Below are 22,043 nucleotides of genomic sequence, written 5' to 3' on the forward strand. Positions count from 1 at the left end.
AATCCCTGAACCGTACCAGCCAATCTGGCCGGTGAAAGCGCGTAGAAGAAAAATCAGAAAGCGCTGTCAGACGCCGCCTATCAAGACCGGTGAAATGTCGACAGCGCTGGCCGGATTGCTCGCAAAATCCCAGCATGCGGGCACTTGGTCGAAATCAGAGGTAAAAACAAAACCACCCGGTCAGAAACTGAATCGTGTCGTTCAGCAGATTATTGACGTACGACACTCGTCTAAGGGAAAAGAGGTGCTAGCATAGAGCCACCAGTCGATCTCAGCATGCACCCTAACTAGTAGTCAGGATATGACCGAGCCAGAAGACCCCAGCCGTGAGCGTCTCAAGCACCACTTTGCCCAGCGGGTAATTCATCAGGCACGTCAGATTCTTGAGATATGGCAGCGCCTGCAACGCAGTGAGTGGTCCACCGTCGATCTTGCCGAACTGAGCGAGGCGAATCTGCGTCTGCTGCGTTTTGCCGAGCGCTTTGAACAGCCGGAACACACTCAGTTGGCGCATCACATCAGCCAGTCGCTGCAAGCGGTGGATGCCAACCGTGGGCGCCTCAGCAGCGGCCTGATCACCGATCTCAATCGTTTGATGCAGCGCCTGTCGCGCACTGGCCTGCGCCATGGCGATCAGCTCGACCAGACGTTCCTGCCGCCGCTGCGCAAGCCGATCTACGTGATGTTGCAGGATCACGACCGCGCTGAACGCCTGGCCAAGCAACTGGAATTTTTCGGCTTGAGCGCGCAGGCACTGGACAGCGTGGCCGCGTTTCGTTCGTCGATGGTCGAGCGCTTGCCCGCAGCGATTGTCATGGACGTGGATTTCAGTGGCCCCGGCATCGGCCTGAAACTCGCCGCCGAAGCTCAGGTCGGTCTCGAAGAACCGCTGCCGCTGCTGTTCTTCAGCCTGCACGAAACCGACACCCCGACCCGCCTCGCCGCCGTGCGCGCCGGTGGCCAGGAATTCCTCACCGGCACCCTTGAAGCATCGAGCCTGCTGGAAAAAATCGAAGTGCTGACCTGCGTCGCCCAGTACGAGCCTTATAAAGTGCTGATCATTGACGACTCGCGCGCCCAGGCCCTGCACACCGAGCGCCTGCTCAACAGCGCCGGGATTGTCACACGCACCCTGATCGAACCGATTCAGGCAATGGCCGAGCTGGCGGATTTCCAGCCGGACCTGATCATCCTCGACATGTACATGCCGGCCTGCACCGGCACCGAGCTGGCCAAGGTCATCCGCCACAACGACCGCTACGTCAGCGTGCCGATCATTTACCTGTCGGCCGAGGACGATCTGGACAAGCAGCTCGACGCCATGAGCGAGGGCGGCGATGACTTCCTGACCAAGCCGATCAAACCGCGGCACCTGATCACCACTGTGCGCAACCGCGCCGCCCGCGCGCGCAACCTCAAAGCACGGATGGTCCGCGACAGCCTCACCGGCCTGTACAACCACACGCATATTCTGCAATTGCTCGAAGACTGCTCGTTCCGCGCCCGCCGCGAGAACAAGCCGCTGAGTTTTGCCATGCTCGACATCGATCACTTCAAGCGGGTCAACGACAGCCATGGCCACCCGATGGGTGACCGGGTGATCAAGAGCCTGGCGCTGTTTCTCAAGCAGCGTTTGCGCAAGACCGATTTCATTGGCCGATACGGCGGCGAAGAGTTCGCCATCGTCATGCCCGACACCGATATCGACGCGGCGCACAAAGTCCTCGACGAGATTCGCCAGCGCTTCGCCGAGATTCATTACCCGGCGCAGCCGCAGGACCTCTGGTGCACGTTCAGCGCCGGCGTAGTAGAAATGTGCGATGACTCCGACAGCCTGATGATGGCCAGCCAGGCCGATGAGGCGCTGTATCGCGCCAAGGGTGCAGGACGCAATCGGGTGCAGACCGCGCGCCAGTCAAAGCAAAGTGCCACTTTTTCATCGGAATCCACTGATTCGGTCATAACCTTGTAATAGAACCGCAATAAATTCAGGCGCTTACCATTCCTGCCGTTGGTAGCCGTCATGCGCCTGAAGTTGCTCACCAATCTCAACACTCTGCTGCTGGTCGCCGTCTGCGTGGCCCTTGGCGCCACGCTGTGGTGGTCGCAAAAAGCCCTCGAACGCCCCTATCTGTTGATGGAGCGTTACCTGGGGCTGTCGCAACAATTTCAGAATGAAGTGGCGCGCAACGTCGAGGATTATCTGGCCAGCGGTGACGCGCTGCGCCTGAGCAGCGCCGCCCAGGCTATCGACAGCGTGCACAAGCAACTGGGTGAGCTGCCCCCGACGCTGGCCGACACCGTACGGCCAAGCCTGTCGAGCCTTGATGAGTTCAGCAAAACCGACCTGCTCGCCGCCGGCAAACTGGCTGGCGATCCGCAGGCGCTGCTGTTGCAGGCCGAACGCGAACTCAGCGCCAGCCTCGACCAGCTCAATACCTACGCCAATGGCAACGCGACTTATCTCGCGCCGCTGCTCGCCGCATCGCAGCATCTGGGCAAACTGTCGCTGGCGCGGGACAAACTGGTGAGCAGCGGGCGCAGTGAGCTGGCCGCCGATGTCGAGCGTGAAGTGAGCAACATGCGCGCCCAGGCCGAGGCCATCGATGCCCTGCCCTTGCTCGGTGTGGTCGCCAGCAACGAATCGAGCAGTGACGATTTCGCCGCGCTGATGGGCATCGAAACCACTGATAAAGCCGCCGCCGAAGATGCCGGTGTCGGCCTCAAACGCGAACTGAACAGCTTGCTCGGCCGCTATCCGGCGGAACTGACGCGCACCCGCGAGCAGATCCAGAAACGCGCCGAGCTCAGCGCCGCGACTCACGAAAAAATCGCCAGCGTGCAACACGCCATCGCCGGCCTCGAACCGGTGGTACGCGCGCAACATGGGCAGATCCAGGGCGAAGTGCGGCTGATGCAAGGCGTGATGATAGGCCTGATTCTGCTGATCGCCCTCCTCATCGATACCTTGCAGCGGCGCCTGGCCCGCACCCTGACCAACCTCGCCCCAGCGCTGTCGACCTGGGCCGAGGGCGATTTCAGTCGCGACATCCAACTGGGCAAGACCAATCGCGAATTGCATGACATCGAAGCGTCGCTCAACCGCTTGCGCGCCTATCTGGTGGATCTGGTCGGCACCATTCGCGGCAACGCCGAGCAGGTCGCGGGCAGCAGCCGCACCCTCGCCGAACTGAGCAATGACCTGCACAGCGGCGCCGAACATCAGGCCGGCGATACCGCGCTGATTCGCGATTCGCTGGGGGAACTTGAGGCGACCATTCAGCAAGTGGCCGGCGATGCCCGTCAGGCTGCCGACGCCAGTCGTCATGCCGGTCTCGCCGTCGAGCATGGGCAGGCTGTAATCGGCCAGAGCCTGACCGGACTGCATGCGCTGGTCGGTGAGGTTCAAGGCAATGCGCAGATGATCGAACATCTGGCAGAAGAATCAGCAACCATCGGCGGCGTGCTGACAGTGATTCGTTCGATTGCTGACCAGACCAATCTGCTCGCCCTGAACGCCGCGATCGAGGCGGCCCGCGCTGGAGAGATGGGCCGTGGTTTTGCCGTGGTCGCCGAGGAAGTGCGCTCGCTGGCACAACGCACCGCCGGGGCCACGGCGGAAATCCAGACACTGATCGCCGGCCTGCAGACCGCCGCGCGACAATCGGTCGAAGGCATGCGCGCGCAGGTCGAACACGCCGAAGCCACGGCCAGTCAGGCGCAAGCGGCGGACGGTGCACTGGACAAAATCGTTGGCGCGATCCAGACCATCGCCGACACCGCCGTGCGCATCGCCGATGTCACCGCGCAGCAAAGTGGCGCGGTCAGCGAGATCCGCGATCACAGCGAGCGCATTCATCAATTGGGTGGGGATAACCTGCTGCGCATCGGCCAAGGCCGCGAACAGGGCGAGAACCTGTTGGTTCTCGGCGGCCAATTGCATACGGCCGTTCAGGCCTTCCGCGTCTGACATACCACCTTCGCGAGCAGGCTCGCTCCCACATTGGAATGCATACCCCTGTGGGAGCGAGCCTGCTCGCGAAGGCGCCAGCCCAGTCACTACAAATGACCGGATCCTGATCCTCGGTCACAAATTTCGCGCAAACATCGCCCATCGTGCCGCCTATTGCATGGAACTGGACAGTCACAAAGGCTTTGCGGCATAGTCGCCGGGTTCTGACGACTGCTCATTGATAACAAGGACAACGCAGATGGCGACGCTACTGGTGCTGCACGGCCCCAACCTGAACCTGCTCGGCACCCGGGAACCGGGGACCTACGGGTCAACGACCCTGGCGCAGATCAATCAGGATCTGGAACGGCGCGCCCGTGAAGCCGGCCATCATCTGCTGCATCTGCAAAGCAACGCCGAGTACGAATTGATCGATCGCATCCACGCTGCACGCGGTGAAGGCGTGGACTTCATTCTGATCAATCCGGCGGCTTTTACGCACACAAGTGTCGCATTACGTGACGCGCTGCTGGGAGTGAGCATCCCATTCATCGAAGTGCATTTGTCCAACGTGCACAAGCGCGAACCTTTCCGCCATCACTCCTACTTCTCCGATGTAGCGGTAGGAGTGATCTGCGGCCTTGGCGCCAGCGGTTACCGACTGGCCCTGGAGGCCGCACTAGAGCAGCTTGAACACCAAGCTATACGCCCCTGACCGACCCTTGGGAGTTGATGATTCATGGATATCCGTAAAGTTAAGAAACTGATCGAATTGCTGGAAGAGTCCGGCATCGACGAGCTCGAGATCAAGGAAGGCGAAGAGTCCGTACGCATCAGCCGCCACAGCAAGACCCCGGCGCAGCAGTACTACGCGCCAGCCCCGATGCAGGCTCCGGCCGCTGCCCCTGCTGCCGCGCCAGTCGCTGCCGCTGCTCCGGCTGCCGCTGCTGCACCCGCGCTGAACGGCACCGTGGCCCGTTCGCCGATGGTCGGCACCTTCTACCGCAAATCTTCGCCAACCTCGCCTGCCTTCGTTGAAGTCGGCCAGACCGTGAAGAAAGGCGACACCCTGTGCATCGTCGAAGCCATGAAGATGATGAACCACATCGAAGCTGAAACCAGCGGTGTGATCGAATCCATCCTCGTCGAAGACGGCCAGCCGGTTGAGTACGACCAACCGCTGTTCACCATCGTTTGAACCGCGGAGAGCCTTTGATGACTGCGAAGTTGGAAAAAGTTCTGATCGCTAACCGCGGTGAGATCGCCCTGCGGATTCTGCGTGCCTGCAAAGAGATGGGCATCAAGACCGTCGCCGTTTACTCCAAGGCCGACAAAGAGCTGATGCACCTGGGTCTGGCAGACGAATCCGTCTGCATCGGCCCGGCGTCCGCCGCTCAGTCTTACCTGCACATTCCGGCCATCATCGCTGCCGCTGAAGTGACCGGCGCTACCGCCATTCACCCAGGCTACGGTTTCCTCGCGGAAAACGCCGATTTTGCCGAGCAGGTCGAGAACTCCGGCTTCGCCTTCATCGGCCCGAAAGCCGACACCATCCGCCTGATGGGCGACAAGGTATCGGCCAAGCACGCGATGATCGAAGCCGGCGTACCGACCGTTCCTGGCTCTGACGGCCCGCTGCCGGAAGACGAAGAAACGGCGCTGCGCATCGGTCGTGAAGTCGGCTACCCGGTGATCATCAAGGCCGCCGGTGGCGGTGGTGGTCGCGGCATGCGCGTGGTGCACAAGGAAGAAGACCTGATCGCCTCGGCGAAACTGACCCGCTCCGAAGCAGGCGCGGCGTTCGGCAACCCGATGGTCTATCTGGAAAAATTCCTCACCAACCCGCGCCACGTCGAAGTGCAGGTTCTGTCCGACGGCCAGGGCCACGCCATCCACCTGGGCGACCGCGACTGCTCGCTGCAGCGTCGTCACCAGAAGGTTCTCGAAGAAGCGCCGGCACCGGGCATCGACGAGAAAGCGCGCCAGGAAGTATTGGCTCGCTGCGTCAAGGCATGCATCGACATCGGCTACCGTGGCGCCGGTACTTTCGAGTTCCTCTACGAGAACGGCCGTTTCTACTTCATCGAAATGAACACCCGTGTTCAGGTGGAGCACCCGGTTTCGGAGATGGTCACCGGTATCGACATCGTCAAGGAGATGCTCAGCATCGCCGCTGGCAACAAGCTGTCGTTCACTCAGGATGACGTGGTCATCCGCGGTCACTCGCTGGAGTGCCGGATCAACGCTGAAGATCCGAAGACCTTCATGCCGAGCCCGGGCACGGTCAAGCATTTCCACGCCCCAGGCGGCAACGGCGTTCGCGTCGATTCGCACCTGTACAGCGGTTATGCCGTGCCACCGAACTACGACTCGCTGATCGGCAAGCTGATCACTTACGGCGCAACCCGCGACGAAGCCATGGCACGCATGCGCAATGCCCTGGACGAAATCGTGGTCGACGGGATCAAGACCAACATCCCGCTGCACCGTGATCTGGTTCGTGACGAAGGCTTCTGCAAAGGCGGTGTGAACATTCACTACCTCGAGCACAAGCTGGCCAAACAGTCGTAAGGCTGAAGCGGCATGAAAAACCCGATCCCTGCGGATCGGGTTTTTTTATGCCTGCAACAAGCAGATCAGACCATTACCGTGGAGAACGCCTGCTGCTCGACCATTGTGGCAGATGCCCCCAGGCCAGCCTCATCGACCACCGCTCCTGCTGCGTTTTCATGTAACGGTCTGCGGGTGAACCGCCTCGTAAAGTTTCGGGCACGTATCGAGAGCCCGTCCGTGGCATAGCTCGATCTGGCGATAAGCGGGTTGTACAACCTGCCAATCTGACCAGCGGAATGCTTGAACACTCTCGAGACTCCATTGTTCAGATTCAGCACCACGCCATAGCTGTTGCCCAGGCAGGACGAGTATGACCAGTAATCCCAGGTCGGCTGCAGGCCCTGTTCGCGCAACACTCGCCTGACCGGACCGCCGATGTCAGCACCCGCCGACAGCCAGTCGCCACCCACCAGCGTGGCGCGAATGTTCTGCGGTGTTCCCCCCAGACGCTCCAGCACCTGCGTGACACTTCGCTCGATCAACGGGCGAATATTGTGATCAAAATGAATGACCGCACCCACTCTCGTCGTCGGGTTATACAGCGAGGCGATGACGCAACTCTGCGCATTCAACGAAAACAGGTAGTTATCCTGCGATCCGGGACGGAAAGCCGCCACTACGGCTTCGCCCTGCAGCGCGCCGCGGTTCAGCACGGGCTCGACACCTCCAGGAAAAGCATCATTCAAATTGTTCACGCGCCCAAGGTTGCGCACGTTGCCTCCTGTGAGTCCGACCCTGGCATGTGTCCACTTGCCCCCCGGAGCAAGCTGAATCGGTTGCTGATAGATGGCGGTCGGGCGACGGGCATCGACCAGGCTCAGGCCACCGAAATGCGGATTTTCCCTGACCAGAAAGTACTTGCCTCTGTTGCGAATGTAATAGGCCGGTTGCGGCTGTGCAGCGCTGGACGGGCTGCGCCAGGTGCCGAAAAAGACGCCTTCTTCGCTCACCCTTTGCAAATGTTCGGGCGTCTTGCTGACAGCCTGCCTGGCATGAAAGCGTACTTCCCGGATCGCCGGCAGCGCGTCCCTGTGTAGCGGAGCCACGGTATTCAGACGCTCTGACAACAACGAGACCGGCCTCATCGTGTGCTTCAGACTTCTGGCCGCACCGCCCAGCCACTTGATCGCACTGCCTGCGCCGACCATGGCAAACAGCGCCCCCCACGACGCCTCCAGCCAGTGGCCGAGCGCGCCATCGATGTCGCCCTCCAGATGCGCCGCGACCGCCTGACCAGCGCTGACGGCAATGAACACGACATCAAGCAGCAAGGCAAACGGAGGAAACACCATACAAAACGGTGCAGCTGCAAACATCAGACCCTTGACCACTTGGCGTTCGATCATTTGCGCGCGGCTGGTGGTGATGTCCTGCACATCCGTGACCGCGCGCTCGATGTACGCATTGAACTCGATGCGCGCGTCAATCAGGCGCTGCGCTTCGTGCAGCGTATCGACGCGTTGTTTTTTTGCCGCAATCGCATACAGGGTGCGCGACACGATGCTGCGCGCAGCAACCGGCGTACGCGCCATCAAGTAGTCATGCAAAGCGCCGGCGATGTCGCCGAACAGTGACTGATATGCACGTACCACAATGCCGTCGGGGGCATCAGGCGTGTACAGCCACCAGGACGGCTCGGGGTCGAACGAGGTCAGCACATACACCCCGAGCACGACGTGATGGCGCACGGTGAACCTGAACACGCCGTCACTTTCAACCATGCTGGCGCCCGGAAAATGCGTACCCGGTGCTGGCACCTCGCTCAACAGAGAGACCTGACGCACCAGAGCCGAATACACCGCGTCGCTCAATCGCGCCTGACTTCTGGCAACGCGTAAATCCCGGTCCATCTTTGACAGCAGCACGTTGCGGTAGGCAAAGCGACGCGGTTCGTAGGCAGCATCACGCGGGTCGAGATATTTGCCACGGATCTCGCTGGCGTATTTTTCACCCAGCCACGCCCGGCGCAGATACAGCGCCAGATCGGCGCTGCGCACCTGGCTCAGATCCTGGCCAACCGACGATCGCACGCCTTTTTTCGGATGTTCGATGCCGGAGTTGTCATCGTAGCCGTGAATGGCCAGGTCGAGCAGCGTGGCCACCTGCTGCTTCCTGCGGTCGGCGACGCCAGGGTTGTAATCGATCAACACAGTGGCCGGATCGACCGGTTCCAGCACGTTCTTGCTGCGCATATAGGGCGTGATCACTGCGGCAACCGAGCGCCTGGCGAAATCGACAAAAACCTCGAAACCGCCCAGCAGCTCGTTGAAAACCTGCTGATGAACGCTCAGTTCCTGATTCAGACTGCTGATGCGCCGGCGAGCCTCGAGCGCGAGCGTCGTGTACCAGCGCAGCGAGTTGTCCTGCTCGACCCGCTGCAGGTTGTTTACCAGGGCCATTTTTGCAGCGGCTTCGACGCATTCGTCGAACGGCAAGGGCGTTCGTCGAAGGTCACTCTGCATGCCCCAGAGAGCAGGACTGGCCGCCGCAGCCACAAGATAATCACGTGCCGGGTGATGTGCCGTCGGCGAAAGCTGCTGCAACAGATACTCGCGACCGGATTCGCTCTGCGTCCAGCTCCATACTTCGCCGGTCAACGCCGCAATCGAAGGCAACCGGACCCACTCCTGACCGTCCGGTTTGTTGGGCGCGTACAGCACCAGGTTATTCACCGCTTGCTCAGTCTCTGCCTGGTAGAACACCAGAAGATCGGCGCATTGCATGCCGTTGGGCAGCGTCAATGCGGCCACTTGCAACGGTTTCATTGCCGCTTGCCCAGACCACATCTGCTCCAGACGCTCATGGTCGGAATCCGCCAGATGAGCTGCGCAGCGCGCGACGAATGCGCTCTGCCTGAGCCGTACGGTGAACCAGTCGATGAGTGCCTTTTGCACGTCGGTGCGCTGGTACTGCTCGGCGAGGGCGCGCAGGTAGTCCGCCGGATAATCCTGTTCCGCCAGCATGTCGGCAATGAATGCCGGCTTGAGTGACTGGTTGCGCAATGGCGCAGGACTGGTGATCTCCAATACCGCTGCGAAGTCCTGACCGATCGGCCCGCATGCCAGCAGGTCACTGAGGCTGCGATTGTGGGTCGGCTCACCGACCGCCGAGCGCCATCTGAGCCGCACGTCGATCCGGTCTGGTTCAACCGCCATGTCGAGCTTGAGCTGAATGTATTCGATGGCCTGCTGGCGGGCAAAGTCGCGCAACGAGCCGTGGCCCTGCAGCAGGTCATCGAGAGCTGCCTGCGCCAGTGACGTCTGCTCCTGATAATCGCGCAACAGGGCGCGATCCGGCTCCTTCAGCGCTTTGATCCATGACGGCAGTTGCGCGAAGGAATGCGCCTCGAGAATCTTTTTCTCTGCGCCGGTTGCCAGGGCAGTCAACCGGTACCGACGCGTGCTGCGGGCGTGAACCCGGTCGATTTTGCTGCGCAATTGATCCAGTGTCAGGCCCGCCAGTTGGTCACGGCGCAACAGTAACTCGATATCCTTGATATAGCGCCGCAGCTTGCGCTTGATCAGGCGATCAAACAGCGCTTCCTGCCCTTTTGTCGTCCAATGTTCTCGCAGGTATTTTTTGTACTGGTCGAGGAAGTGCAGCGAAACGCTATCCACCGTCCGGATCACATGCTCATGACGGCTGGACGGTAAACCGGGGTCAGCGCCCCCAGGCCAGCGAAATGGCGCGTCCTGGAGCGCCAGGAACATGACTGGCCGGCCGTCGATAAGCTTTTGCAGAATGGCGTCAAGCAGCGCAACCACAAAGCCCGGGGCGAAATGGCCGTCCGGGTAATGCCTGCGCAGTTCAGTCAAAGCGAAATGCTCCAGCGCCTCGAGCAACGTCATCTGGCTGTTCAAGCGCTTGTCGATCATCACCTGCCAGCGCGTGATGCGCAGGAGGATCTCCTGCACCGACCCCGTAGACGCAGCGGCTATCGGTGGTTTTTCTTCTACAGTCCCTTGTTGATCCGCCATGTCGTCCAGCCTTTTGTTGCGTAGAGATGAGCGCTCACTCTATTTGCCGACAAAAGTGCTCAGGCCATACATATGTATATCGCGGCCGCGAATGTGTAACAGCCAAGCGGTGTGTCCACTTTGCCGGCGACCTGGCGTAAACTGCGCGCTTTTGCAGCTTCGGGCTGCCCCACAGATTTTCAAAGGTGCCCGCCATGCCTTGGCTGCAAGTCCGTCTCGCCATCACCCCGGAACAAGCCGAAACCTACGAGGACGCATTCCTCGAAGTCGGCGCCGTGTCGGTGACTTTCATGGACGCCGAAGACCAGCCGATCTTCGAACCGGAACTCAACACCACGCCGCTGTGGTCGCACACCCACTTGCTGGCGCTGTTCGAAGGCGGTACCGAACCGGAGCCGGTTCTGGCCCATCTGGAATTGCTGACCGGCAGCCCGTTGCCCGAACATCACAGCGAAGTGATCGAGGACCAAGACTGGGAACGCAGCTGGATGGACGGTTTCGAGCCGATGCGTTTCGGCCAGCGTCTGTGGATCGTGCCGAGCTGGCACGCCGCGCCCGAGCCTGATGCGGTCAACCTGCTGCTGGACCCGGGCCTGGCGTTCGGCACCGGCACCCACCCGACCACCGCACTGTGCCTGGAATGGCTCGACGGTCAGGATCTGAAAGACTGCCACGTGCTCGACTTCGGCTGCGGCTCGGGGATTCTGGCGATTGCCGCCCTGCTGCTCGGCGCCAAACAAGCTGTGGGCACCGACATCGACGTACAGGCACTGGAAGCCTCGCGCGACAACGCTGGGCGCAACAATATTGCCGATGAGCTGTTCCCGCTGTACCTGCCCGAGGATCTGCCGCAGGTTCCGGCCGACGTACTGGTCGCCAACATTCTCGCCGGCCCGCTGGTATCGCTGGCGCCGCAGCTGTCCAGCCTGGTCAAGAGCGGTGGGCGCCTGGCGCTGTCGGGCATTCTCGCCGAGCAGGGCGAAGAAGTAGCGGCAGCTTATGCGCAGGACTTCGAACTCGACCCTATCGCCAATCGCGATGGCTGGGTGCGCATCACCGGGCGTCGGCGCTAAAATGACCGCTTGCCTGAACCGGATCGCCGCATGACCGACAGTTTCGTCACCCAATGCCCGCATTGCCAGACCAGTTTCCGCGTCAACCATGCTCAATTGAGCGTGGCGCGCGGGGTGGTTCGTTGCGGCTCCTGCCTGCAAGTGTTCAATGCCGCCAAGCAGCTGCTCGAGCAACATTCCGGCAAGGACACGGTGACGCCGGTCGCACCAGCGCTGCCTGAAGCGCCCGCGCCTGTCAGCGATTCTGCGGTCGTCGAAGAGATCCCCGCACCGCGCGCCATCAGCCAGAAGCAATGGAGCGCGTCGGAACTGGATCTGGACAGCCTCGATCTGGACGAAGAACTCGCCCGCCTCGAACAGCGCGAAATCCAGCCGGCCGCCGAATTCGGCCGTACCCGCGAAGAATCCTTGAGCGCCCGACGCGACAGCCCGGAGCCGGACGAAGGCACATGGCCCGACAGCCTGTTCAGCGAGCCTGCGGATGAGCGCAGCGTAGCGCCGGATATCGAGCCGGATATCGACGGCATCGAAACCCTCGAACCCGAGCGCACCGAACCTTCGCTGTCGCTGGAGCCGGTGGATCTGGATGACGAGCCGCCGATCCCGCAACTGCGCCTGCACGATCCGATCGATCCCAACGCCCGCCGCGAACGCCTGTCAGCCAGCGACGACAACGATGACGACGATCTGCCATTGATCACTTCGCCGCGCAAAAAACGCGAACGGGCCGAGCCCGGCGTGCGCGCCGAGGTCCTGCAGGATCTGACCGACGACCCGCTGCAACTGGACTGGCAGCAGCGCCGCTCGCCCTGGGGCCGGCGCCTGCTCTGGCTGGTGCTGGTGGTGTCGGCGGCCGGCGGCCTTGCCGCCCAGTACATCGCCTATCACTTCGAGGAACTGGCGCGGCAGGATCAATATCGACCGTGGTTCCAGCAGATCTGCCCGCAGATCGGCTGCACCGTGCCGTCGAAAGTCGATATCGGCAAAATCAAGAGCAGCAACCTGGTGGTGCGCAGCCATCCCGATTTCAGCGGGGCGCTGGTGGTCGACGCGATCATTTACAACCGGGCGACGTTTTCCCAGCCGTTCCCGTTGCTCGAACTGCGTTTTGCCGATCTCAACGGTCACCTGATCGCCAGTCGTCGCTTCAAACCCGGCGAGTATCTGAGCGGCGATCTCGAAGGCCTCGCGGAAATGCCGCCGCAGACGCCGATCCACATCGCCCTGGATATTCTCGATCCGGGGCCGAAAGCGGTGAATTACAGCCTGAACTTCCACTCACCGGAGTGAACCGCTTCAGCGTTTCTCGATTGACGGCATTTTTCTGACTGGATCGCGGCCAACCAAACCGTTGGCGATAACAGAATAACTGTTCAGATTTTGTTCAATTCAGCCTTTAACCAGTCATCGAGAGCGGGTATCATGCCCACCCTTTTTCGAACTCTCATGATCCGGCCCCACTTCAGGGAAGTCCTATGTCGGCGGTACGCATCGGCCCATATACATTGCAGAACGGTTTGATTCTCGCCCCGATGGCGGGCGTCACCGACCAGCCTTTTCGTCAGCTGTGCAAGCGTCTGGGCGCAGGGCTTGTAGTCTCGGAAATGGTCACCAGTGACATGAGCCTGTGGAATACCCGCAAGTCGCGCATGCGCATGATCCACGAAGGCGATCCCGAGCCGCGCTCGGTGCAGATCGCCGGTGGCGACGCGCAGATGCTGGCCGATGCGGCACGGGCCAACGTCGAACTGGGCGCACAGATTATCGATATCAACATGGGCTGTCCGGCCAAAAAGGTCTGCAACAAGGCCGCCGGCTCCGCGTTGCTGAAAGACGAAGCACTGGTGACCGAGATCCTGCAGGCCGTAGTGGCCGCGGTTGATGTGCCGGTCACCCTGAAGATCCGCACCGGCTGGGATCGCGAAAACAAGAACGGTCTGAACGTGGCGAAGATCGCCGAACAGGCCGGGATCACAGCGCTGGCCGTGCATGGCCGCACCCGCGCCGATCTGTACACAGGGGAAGCCGAGTACGACACGATTGCCGCGATCAAGCAGGCCGTGTCGATCCCGGTGTTTGCCAACGGCGATATCGATTCGCCGGAAAAGGCCCGATACGTGCTTGATGCGACCGGTGCCGATGGCCTGCTGATAGGCCGGGCCGCTCAAGGGCGGCCATGGATTTTTCGCGAGATCGATCATTTCCTGCGTACCGGCGAGAAATTGCCGGCGCCGGAACTGAGCGAAGTGGAACGCATCCTGCTGGAGCATCTGGCTGCCCTTCACGCCTTTTATGGTGACGTGATGGGCGTGCGCATTGCCCGCAAGCATGTGGGCTGGTATCTCGCAACCTTGCCGGGCGCCAGGGAGTTTCGCGCCCGTTTCAATCGTTTGGATGGTACGGAAACACAATGCGCCGACGTTCGGGAGTTCTTCGCCGAGCGTTACAAGAGCCTGACAGGGGACGAAGAAGGGGTGGCCGCATGACGATGATGACCGAGACTTTAGTGAGTGGAACAACACCCGTGAGCGACAACGTGAATTTGAAACAGCACCTCAACACGCCGAGCGAAGAAGGCCAGACCCTTCGCGGGAGTGTCGAGAAGGCGCTGCACAATTATTTCGCCCACCTTGAGGGCGCGTCCGTCACGGATGTGTACAACCTGGTGCTGTCCGAAGTCGAGGCGCCCCTGCTCGAAAGCGTGATGAACTACGTCAAGGGCAACCAGACCAAGGCCAGTGAGCTGCTGGGACTGAACCGCGGCACGCTGCGCAAGAAACTCAAGCAGTACGATCTGCTGTAAGCATTCAATCAAACCAGAAAGGCGCCCGCGTAAAAAACGGTCGCCTTTTTTGCTGACTTCCTTTGCTTTTGATGGAAATTGAGATGACCGACCAGACTACCCGCCTGCCGATCCGCCGCGCCTTGATCAGCGTTTCCGACAAGACCGGGATCCTCGAATTCGCCAAGGAGCTCGAAGCTCTGGGCGTCGAGATCCTCTCCACCGGCGGAACGTTCAAGCTGCTGCGTGACAACGGCGTTGCCGCAGTGGAAGTCGCGGATTACACCGGTTTCGCCGAGATGATGGACGGTCGGGTGAAAACCCTGCACCCGAAAATCCACGGCGGCATCCTCGGTCGTCGCGGTACTGACGACGCGATCATGAACGAGCACGGCATCAAGCCGATCGATCTGGTAGCGGTCAACCTGTACCCGTTCGAAGCGACCATCAACAAGCCAGGCTGCGACCTGCCGACCGCCATCGAGAACATCGATATCGGCGGCCCGACCATGGTCCGTTCGGCAGCGAAAAACCACAAAGACGTGGCCATCGTAGTGAATGCCAGCGATTACGCCAACGTTCTGGAAAATCTCAAGGCCGGCGGCCTGACCTACGCTCAGCGTTTCGACCTGATGCTCAAGGCCTTCGAACACACCGCCGCCTACGACGGCATGATCGCCAACTACATGGGCACCGTGAACCAGGCCGCTGAAACCCTGAGCACTGAAGGTCGCAGCGAATTCCCGCGCACGTTCAACAGCCAGTTCATCAAGGCTCAGGAAATGCGCTACGGCGAGAACCCGCACCAGAGCGCGGCGTTCTACGTGGAAGCCAGGCCGGCCGAAGTCGGCATCGCCACCGCCACCCAGTTGCAAGGCAAGGAACTGTCGTACAACAACGTCGCTGACACCGATGCCGCGCTGGAATGCGTGAAGAGCTTCGTCAAGCCAGCCTGCGTGATCGTCAAGCACGCCAACCCGTGCGGCGTGGCGGTCAGCCCGGATGCCGAAGGCGGCATCCGCCAGGCTTACGAACTGGCCTACGCCACCGACACCGAGTCGGCGTTCGGCGGCATCATCGCCTTCAACCGTGAACTGGATGCCGAGACCGCCAAAGCGATCGTCGAGCGCCAGTTCGTTGAAGTGATCATCGCCCCATCGGTCAGCGAAGAAGCCCGCGCCATCGTCGCGGCCAAAGCCAACGTACGCCTGCTGGCCTGCGGCGAGTGGTCGGCTGAGCGCGCCGCTGCCTGGGATTACAAGCGCGTCAACGGTGGCCTGCTGGTGCAGAGCCGTGATATCGGCATGATCAGCGCCGATGACCTGAAAGTGGTGACCAAGCGCGCGCCGACCGAACAGGAAATCCACGACCTGATCTTCGCCTGGAAAGTCGCCAAGTACGTCAAATCCAACGCCATCGTTTACGCCAAGAACCGCCAGACCATCGGTGTCGGCGCCGGCCAGATGAGCCGCGTCAACTCGGCACGCATCGCCGCGATCAAGGCTGAGCACGCCGGTTTGCAGGTGGCCGGTTCGGTCATGGCGTCCGACGCGTTTTTCCCGTTCCGCGACGGTCTGGACAATGCGGCCAAGGTCGGCATCACTGCGGTGATCCAGCCGGGCGGTTCGATGCGTGATGCTGAAGTGATTGCCGCTGCCGACGAAGCCGGTATCGCAATGGTCTTTACGGGCATGCGCCACTTCCGTCACTGATACACCGATTCAAATGTGGGAGCGAGCCTGCTCGCGAATGCAATCTGCCAGCGACGTTGACGTTGACTGACACACCGCTTTCGCGAGCAGGCTCGCTCCCACATAAAGCGCTCCAGCAGCGCCTGACAGATTTTTGAGGTTTTTGAAATGAATGTTTTGATCATTGGCAGCGGTGGCCGTGAACACGCTCTGGCCTGGAAAGTGGCTCAGGATCCGCGTGTGCAGAAGGTTTTCGTTGCACCGGGCAACGCTGGCACCGCCATTGAAGCCAAGTGCGAGAACGTTGCCATCGACGTGTTGGCGCTGGAGCAACTGGCCGACTTCGCGGAAAAGAACGTTTCCCTGACCATCGTCGGCCCGGAAGTGCCGCTGGTGGCCGGCGTGGTCGATCTGTTCCGCTCCCGTGGCCTGGACTGCTTCGGTCCGACTGCCGGTGCTGCGCAACTGGAAGGCTCGAAAGCCTTCACCAAGGATTTCCTCGCCCGCCACAAGATCCCGACCGCCGATTACCAGAATTTCACCGAGATCGAGCCGGCCCTGGCTTATCTGCGTGAGAAAGGCGCGCCGATCGTGATCAAGGCCGATGGCCTGGCTGCCGGCAAAGGCGTGATCGTCGCCATGACCCTGGCCGAAGCCGAAGACGCCGTGCGTGACATGCTCGCTGGCAACTCGTTTGGCGACGCCGGTTCACGCGTGGTGATCGAAGAATTCCTCGACGGCGAAGAAGCTTCGTTCATCGTCATGGTCGACGGCAAGAACGTGCTGCCGATGGCCACCAGCCAGGATCACAAACGCGTCGGCGACGGCGACAGCGGCCCGAATACTGGCGGCATGGGTGCTTATTCCCCTGCCCCGGTGGTCACCGCCGACGTGCACCAGCGCGTGATGGATCAGGTGATCTGGCCGACCGTGCGCGGCATGGCCGAGGAAGGCAACGTCTACACTGGCTTCCTATATGCCGGTCTGATGATCGACAAGGCCGGTAACCCGAAAGTCATCGAGTTCAACTGCCGCTTCGGCGATCCGGAAACCCAACCGGTGATGCTGCGTCTGCAATCGAGCCTGGTGCTGCTGGTTGAAGCCGCGTTGGCGCAGGCACTGGACAAAATTGAAGCACAGTGGGATCCGCGTCCGAGCGTTGGCATCGTTCTGGCTGCTGGCGGCTACCCGGGCGACTACGCCAAAGGCGCAGCGATCAACGGTCTGGACGCGGCGGCAGCTCTGGAAGGTAAAGTCTTCCACGCCGGCACCGCGTTGAAGGACGGTCAGGTCGTCACTGCCGGTGGTCGTGTACTGTGTGCCACTGCCATGGGCGCCACCGTGGGTGAAGCTCAGCAGCAGGCCTACAAACTTGCCTCGGCAATCGACTGGGAAGGCTGCTTCTACCGCAAGGACATCGGCTACCGCGCCATTGCCCGTGAACGCGGCGAAACCCAGGAGTAAGCGATCCATCAGGCCCGGCGCGGGATGCCATTCCTCGCCGGGCTGTTCGGTCGTCGCGCATCGTTATATTCTGGCATCAACCTACGAAGGGATTTCGCCGTGCGCTGGCTCAGGATTGCCATAAGCTTCACCGTCACGCTGATGACCTTGCTCTGCATGCTTCCGGCCCAGGCCGCGCAAGGCAGTGGCTGGTCGGTATTGCTTGACGATCAGGGCATCCTGCAACTGAGCGACATCCGCTCCGCTCGCTACACCAATCAATTCAGCCCCATCGAGCTTGACCGTCTGACCGCGGCCGAACCCGAGGGCGCCCTGTGGGTGCGCTTCAAACTGGCGCCGGGCAAGCACGAACAAGTGCTGCGCATCTTTGCCCCCGACCTGTCCCAACTCAATCTCTACGTGCTCGACGGCGACCGGCTGATCGAGCAACGCAATACCGGCAACGAACGGCCGCAGGCCGAACATCCTTTGCCAAGCAGCGATTTCATGCTGCCCCTGCCCCAGGCCGACAAGCCGCTGGACGTCTACGTACGCATGGTCTCCGGCCATCAGCTGCGCCCGCACATCACCCTGCAAGCGGCAATCGAGGGCGCAGCCGATCAGAAGCAGACGCTGATTTTCGGCCTGCTGTTCGGCTGCCTCGCCATGCTCCTGCTGCACAACCTGGTGCGCTACGCCTACTCGCGCTCGCGCAGCAGTCTGTGGCTGGCGATCTGTGAGGGCCTGCTCGGGCTGAGTCTGTTCCTGTTGCTCAATCTCGCCGGTCCGTGGTTGCCGAACTGGCAAGCCATTCAGACGCCGGGCGCTTATCTGGCATTGCTGCTGACGGCTCCAGCCGGATTGATGTACGCCCTGCGCTTCTTTGCACCACTGGGCCAGCATCCGCTGAACAAACTGCTGTGGGGCGACATTCTGTTGATCGTCACGTGCAGCCTGTTGCTGCTGTTCGTCAACACCTTGCCGCTGAACATCATCACCTACGCACTGGTCGCACTGGCCGGCCTGAGCATGTTGCTGGTGGGCTTCTATCACTGGCAAAAGGGTTATCGACCAGCGCGTCTGTTCGTCGCCGCCATGATCGTGTTCAACATCGGCACCCTGGTTATCCTGCCGGCGCTACTGGGGCTGACCCTGGTCACGCCGCAAGGCCTGATCATGACGCTGATGTTGTTCATTTGCATCAGCGGTCTGCTGATGAGCGTCGCCTTGGGCGAGCGACAGCGCAGCATCACTGAAAGTCGTTTCAGCATCAGCCGCGACCTGGCGGCAAGCAACGCCGAAATCAACGCCAAAGCCGAATTCCTCGCCAAGATCAGCCACGAAATCCGCACACCGATGAACGGCGTACTGGGCATGACCGAGCTGCTGCTGGGCACGCCGCTGTCGGTCAAGCAACGCGATTACGTGCAGACCATCCACAGCGCCGGCAACGAACTGCTGACCCTGATCAACGAGATCCTCGACATCTCCAAGCTCGAATCCGGGCAGATCGAACTTGATGACGTGCAGTTCGACCTCAACGCCTTGATCGATGATTGCCTGAGCATCTACCGGGCCAAGGCCGAACAACAGAACGTCGAGCTGATCAGCTTCATCCAGCCGCAAGTGCCACGGGTGATCAGCGGCGATCCGACGCGCCTGCGCCAGACCTTGCTGAGCCTGCTGGAAAACGCCCTGAAGAAAACCGAAGAAGGCGAAGTGCTGATCGTCGTTGCACTGGACGAGCGCAGCAGCAAGCCGCGCCTGCGCATTGCCGTGCAGGACAGCGGCGTGCCGATGGAGTCGGAAGAGCGCGAAGCGCTGTTGCACGCCGAATTGCACAGCAAGCACTTCCTCTCGGCCAATCGCCTGGGCGGCAATCTCGGCCTGGTGATTGCGCGCCAACTGATCCGCCTGATGCAAGGCGAGTTCGGCATCAAGAGCGGCGCCACCCAGGGCAGCACTTTGTGGCTGACCTTGCCACTGGACCCGGATCGCCTCGAACATCCGACCTCCGACCTCGACAGCCCGCTGCAGGGCGCGCGGGTGCTGGTGGTCGACGATAACGACACCTGCCGCAAGGTACTGGTGCAGCAGTGCAGCGCCTGGGGCCTGAATGTCAGCGCCGTGCCGTCGGGCAAGGAGGCGCTGGCGCTGCTGCGCACCAAGGCGCATCTGCGCGATTACTTCGACGTGGTCCTGCTCGACCAGAACATGCCCGGCATGACCGGCATGCAACTGGCAGCGAAGATCAAGGAAGACCCGAGCCTGAACCACGACATTCTGCTGATCATGCTCACCGGCATCAGCAACGCGCCGAGCAAGATCATTGCGCGCAATTCGGGGATCAAACGAATACTGGCCAAACCGGTGGCCGGCTATACGCTCAAGACCACGCTGGCTGACGAGCTCAATCAACGCAACAAGGGCCAGGTCGCGTTCCAGCCGCAGGTCGTTACGGCGGCCACAGCGGCCAAAGTGCCGAGCGACTTCCGCATCCTCGTCGCCGAAGACAACACCATCTCGACCAAAGTGATCCGTGGCATGCTCGGCAAGCTCAACCTGCAACCGGACACCGCGAGCAACGGCGAAGAAGCGCTGCAAGCGATGAAGGCCCAGCGTTACGACCTGGTGCTGATGGATTGTGAAATGCCGATCCTTGATGGCTTCTCCGCCACTCAGCAACTGCGCGCCTGGGAAGTCAGCAATCAGCGCATCCGCACACCGGTTGTAGCCCTCACCGCGCACATCCTCGCCGAACACAAGGAGCGCGCCCGGCAGGCCGGCATGGACGGGCACATGTCCAAACCGGTCGAGCTCTCCCAGTTGCGCGAGTTGATCGAACACTGGGTTGCCCAGCGCGATCAGCAGAACCGGGCCACGACCCAGCCGTCGTAAACCGACAGAATCTGGGGTGCCTGATAGACTCCCCCCGACTCCATCGCCAGTGAGCTTGCATCATGCTCCATGTGTTGTTCAGCGTTTATCTGAAGATGCTGGTGCTCTACAGCCCGTTCTTCGTGTTGTCGTGCTTTATCAGCCTGACCCGTGGCTATTCGCGCAAGGAACAGCGGCGTCTGGCGTGGAAGGTCGCCCTCGCCACACTGATTTCCAGTGTGCTGCTCTATTTGTTCGGGCGGGTGATTTTCGATGTCTTCGGCATCACCGTGGACGCCTTCCGCATCGGTGCCGGCAGCGTGTTGTTCATTTCCGCGCTGGGCATGGCTCAGGGCAAACCGGCGGTGCAGGCCGACAATGTGCAGCAGGACGTGACCATCGTGCCGCTGACCATTCCGCTGACGGTCGGCCCCGGCACCATCGGCGCCTTGCTGGTAATGGGCGTCAGCCAGCCGCACTGGGACGACAAGCTCACTGCAATCATGAGCATCGCCCTGGCCAGTTTTACTGTCGGAGTGGTGCTGTATCTGTCCAATCGCATCGAGCGGATTCTCGGCGATCAGGGCTTGCAGATTGTCAGCCGCTTGATGGGATTGTTTGTTTGCGCACTGGCCGCGCAGATCATTTTTACCGGCGTGAAAGGTTATCTGGTGCCTTGAGTGTTGTTGCAGCGCAACCGCCACAACGAAACGCCGCGTACGGTTACCGTTCGCGGCGTTTTGCTGTGCGGAGCGACATCAGCGCAGCGCTGCGATCACCGCTGTCAGGCTGACCGTGGCCTCTGCGCCGCGCACAGTGGCAAACGCTTCCAGCCCTTGAGCCAGCGTGAACGTGTGTGGCCGCCCGGCAATGGGCAGCATCAGTAGCAGTGGGCGTTGTCCGTCGAAATTACGCAAGATCAGACTGTGCCCGGAGTCCGGATCGGTCAGTACCACATCGTCATCGACCCGTGACATCCACCAATGCCCGCACTCGTCCAGATCCAGATCCAGCAGGCAAGGTTCTGCCGTTTCAGCATCCGAAGCCTGTCGTCCATCGACCACGATGCAGTCCAGGCGCTGGAAGGACGCTTGCGCCAGCCGATAACCCGAGGTCTGCGCACCGTAAGCCAGCAGCAGCCTGGTGACGCCATCCGGCAACAATGTTTCGATCTCTGTGATGTCATCACCTACCTCAAGCACCATGACCTCGGCGTCGCGATGGGCATAACTGCCGGGCAGCCAAACGCCGTCGTTCGGGCCGGCGCTGAAAATCAGTTGGTCGAGCGGGTCGAACAGCATCGGCTGCTTCGACCCGCGCGTACCGAGGAATGCCGACCACTGTCCGTCACTGCGCCCGGACAGATCAAACAGCCGATCAAGTTGCGGCAGGTAATACAGATAGCGTCCGGTTGCACTTGCCACTTGTATGACAGGCGCGTGGGCATGCCCGTGCAACAATGCTCGCAGGCGTGCACGTAACTGTTCATCGCTCTGCCCCGGCACATGAGACCAGCGATTTTCCACGCCTACGATCATTGCCGGCTGGTTATCCAGCAATTGCAGATGCACCCCGTCGAGGGTCTGCGCAATCAGCCCTTCACCCTGGCGCCGCACCTCAGCAAAGTCCATGACG

General features: G+C 61.2%; 15 protein-coding genes. 13 read left to right on the forward strand and 2 right to left on the reverse strand.

From position 1 onward, the window contains the following. Positions 1-301: 301 nt before the first annotated feature. From gcbA to accC, 5 genes are all read left to right on the forward strand, one after another. The gene (gene gcbA, locus AB4N48_RS21290) at positions 302-1,972 is read left to right on the forward strand and encodes a diguanylate cyclase GcbA (RefSeq protein ID WP_016771860.1); all 1,671 of its coding nucleotides are present in this window, start codon (positions 302-304) and stop codon (positions 1,970-1,972) included. Between the two features lie 954 nt (positions 1,973-2,926). Further along, complete coding sequence (locus AB4N48_RS21295) at positions 2,927-3,970, forward strand: methyl-accepting chemotaxis protein (protein WP_409037437.1); 1,044 nt, start codon at positions 2,927-2,929, stop codon at positions 3,968-3,970. Between the two features lie 241 nt (positions 3,971-4,211). Beyond that, positions 4,212-4,667 (forward strand): type II 3-dehydroquinate dehydratase, encoded by a 456-nt coding sequence (gene aroQ / locus AB4N48_RS21300; protein WP_016771861.1) that lies wholly within the window; start codon positions 4,212-4,214, stop codon positions 4,665-4,667. Positions 4,668-4,691: 24 nt separating this feature from the next. Then, entirely contained in the window at positions 4,692-5,150 is a 459-nt protein-coding gene (gene accB, locus AB4N48_RS21305) for an acetyl-CoA carboxylase biotin carboxyl carrier protein (protein ID WP_016771862.1), read from the forward strand. 17 nt (positions 5,151-5,167) lie between these two features. Further along, complete coding sequence (accC, locus tag AB4N48_RS21310; protein ID WP_024011424.1) at positions 5,168-6,523, forward strand: acetyl-CoA carboxylase biotin carboxylase subunit; 1,356 nt, start codon at positions 5,168-5,170, stop codon at positions 6,521-6,523. A 65-nt stretch (positions 6,524-6,588) separates the two neighbouring features. Here the strand turns inward: accC and AB4N48_RS21315 are convergent, their stop codons facing one another. Then, the gene (locus AB4N48_RS21315; protein WP_460094273.1) at positions 6,589-10,542 is read right to left on the reverse strand and encodes a type III effector 1; all 3,954 of its coding nucleotides are present in this window, start codon (positions 10,540-10,542) and stop codon (positions 6,589-6,591) included. Between the two features lie 194 nt (positions 10,543-10,736). Between AB4N48_RS21315 and prmA the strand changes: the two genes are divergently transcribed. The 8 genes from prmA to AB4N48_RS21355 all read left to right on the forward strand — a co-directional run bounded on the left by prmA (position 10,737) and on the right by AB4N48_RS21355 (position 21,088). Then, positions 10,737-11,615 carry a 50S ribosomal protein L11 methyltransferase gene (gene prmA, locus AB4N48_RS21320; RefSeq protein WP_150741624.1) on the forward strand — a complete coding sequence of 293 codons (879 nt, stop codon included), beginning with the start codon at positions 10,737-10,739 and terminating at the stop codon, positions 11,613-11,615. A 30-nt stretch (positions 11,616-11,645) separates the two neighbouring features. Further along, complete coding sequence (locus AB4N48_RS21325; protein WP_460094274.1) at positions 11,646-12,905, forward strand: DUF3426 domain-containing protein; 1,260 nt, start codon at positions 11,646-11,648, stop codon at positions 12,903-12,905. Between the two features lie 185 nt (positions 12,906-13,090). After that, a complete protein-coding gene (gene dusB / locus AB4N48_RS21330) occupies positions 13,091-14,101 on the forward strand; it encodes a tRNA dihydrouridine synthase DusB (protein WP_016771866.1) in 1,011 nt (336 codons plus the stop codon). Further along, positions 14,098-14,418 (forward strand): DNA-binding transcriptional regulator Fis, encoded by a 321-nt coding sequence (gene fis / locus AB4N48_RS21335; protein WP_002555375.1) that lies wholly within the window; start codon positions 14,098-14,100, stop codon positions 14,416-14,418. The genes dusB and fis overlap by 4 nt, the downstream gene beginning before the upstream one ends. Before the next feature lie 83 nt (positions 14,419-14,501). Beyond that, positions 14,502-16,109, forward strand: a complete 1,608-nt coding sequence (gene purH, locus AB4N48_RS21340) for a bifunctional phosphoribosylaminoimidazolecarboxamide formyltransferase/IMP cyclohydrolase (protein ID WP_253498693.1) — start codon at positions 14,502-14,504, stop codon at positions 16,107-16,109. Between the two features lie 147 nt (positions 16,110-16,256). After that, complete coding sequence (gene purD / locus AB4N48_RS21345) at positions 16,257-17,552, forward strand: phosphoribosylamine--glycine ligase (protein WP_095180918.1); 1,296 nt, start codon at positions 16,257-16,259, stop codon at positions 17,550-17,552. A gap of 99 nt (positions 17,553-17,651) precedes the next feature. Continuing rightward, on the forward strand, positions 17,652-20,429 hold the full coding sequence (locus AB4N48_RS21350; RefSeq protein ID WP_460094276.1) for a hybrid sensor histidine kinase/response regulator: 2,778 nt from the start codon (positions 17,652-17,654) through the stop codon (positions 20,427-20,429). Between the two features lie 62 nt (positions 20,430-20,491). Further along, a complete protein-coding gene (locus AB4N48_RS21355; protein WP_016771870.1) occupies positions 20,492-21,088 on the forward strand; it encodes a MarC family protein in 597 nt (198 codons plus the stop codon). A 78-nt stretch (positions 21,089-21,166) separates the two neighbouring features. On the opposite strand, the gene AB4N48_RS21360 is transcribed toward AB4N48_RS21355, so the two are convergent. Then, positions 21,167-22,039 carry a hypothetical protein gene (locus AB4N48_RS21360; protein ID WP_460143619.1) on the reverse strand — a complete coding sequence of 291 codons (873 nt, stop codon included), beginning with the start codon at positions 22,037-22,039 and terminating at the stop codon, positions 21,167-21,169. Between the last annotated feature and the right edge of the window lie 4 nt (positions 22,040-22,043).

It is taken from the genome of Pseudomonas sp. S2_C11 (genome assembly GCF_054668395.1).

What these genes read in the sequence shown, in the direction of transcription:
- accC (WP_024011424.1), top strand. Translation starts at nt 5,168, where the DNA reads ATGACTGCGAAGTTGGAAAAAGTTCTGATCGCTAACCGCGGTGAGATC.
- AB4N48_RS21325 (WP_460094274.1), top strand. Translation starts at nt 11,646, where the DNA reads ATGACCGACAGTTTCGTCACCCAATGCCCGCATTGCCAGACCAGTTTC.
- fis (WP_002555375.1), top strand. Translation starts at nt 14,098, where the DNA reads ATGACGATGATGACCGAGACTTTAGTGAGTGGAACAACACCCGTGAGC.
- AB4N48_RS21360 (WP_460143619.1), bottom strand. Translation starts at nt 22,039, where the DNA reads ATGGACTTTGCTGAGGTGCGGCGCCAGGGTGAAGGGCTGATTGCGCAG.
- AB4N48_RS21355 (WP_016771870.1), top strand. Translation starts at nt 20,492, where the DNA reads ATGCTCCATGTGTTGTTCAGCGTTTATCTGAAGATGCTGGTGCTCTAC.
- aroQ (WP_016771861.1), top strand. Translation starts at nt 4,212, where the DNA reads ATGGCGACGCTACTGGTGCTGCACGGCCCCAACCTGAACCTGCTCGGC.
- gcbA (WP_016771860.1), top strand. Translation starts at nt 302, where the DNA reads ATGACCGAGCCAGAAGACCCCAGCCGTGAGCGTCTCAAGCACCACTTT.
- prmA (WP_150741624.1), top strand. Translation starts at nt 10,737, where the DNA reads ATGCCTTGGCTGCAAGTCCGTCTCGCCATCACCCCGGAACAAGCCGAA.
- AB4N48_RS21295 (WP_409037437.1), top strand. Translation starts at nt 2,927, where the DNA reads ATGATAGGCCTGATTCTGCTGATCGCCCTCCTCATCGATACCTTGCAG.
- AB4N48_RS21315 (WP_460094273.1), bottom strand. Translation starts at nt 10,542, where the DNA reads ATGGCGGATCAACAAGGGACTGTAGAAGAAAAACCACCGATAGCCGCT.
- dusB (WP_016771866.1), top strand. Translation starts at nt 13,091, where the DNA reads ATGTCGGCGGTACGCATCGGCCCATATACATTGCAGAACGGTTTGATT.
- purD (WP_095180918.1), top strand. Translation starts at nt 16,257, where the DNA reads ATGAATGTTTTGATCATTGGCAGCGGTGGCCGTGAACACGCTCTGGCC.
- accB (WP_016771862.1), top strand. Translation starts at nt 4,692, where the DNA reads ATGGATATCCGTAAAGTTAAGAAACTGATCGAATTGCTGGAAGAGTCC.
- purH (WP_253498693.1), top strand. Translation starts at nt 14,502, where the DNA reads ATGACCGACCAGACTACCCGCCTGCCGATCCGCCGCGCCTTGATCAGC.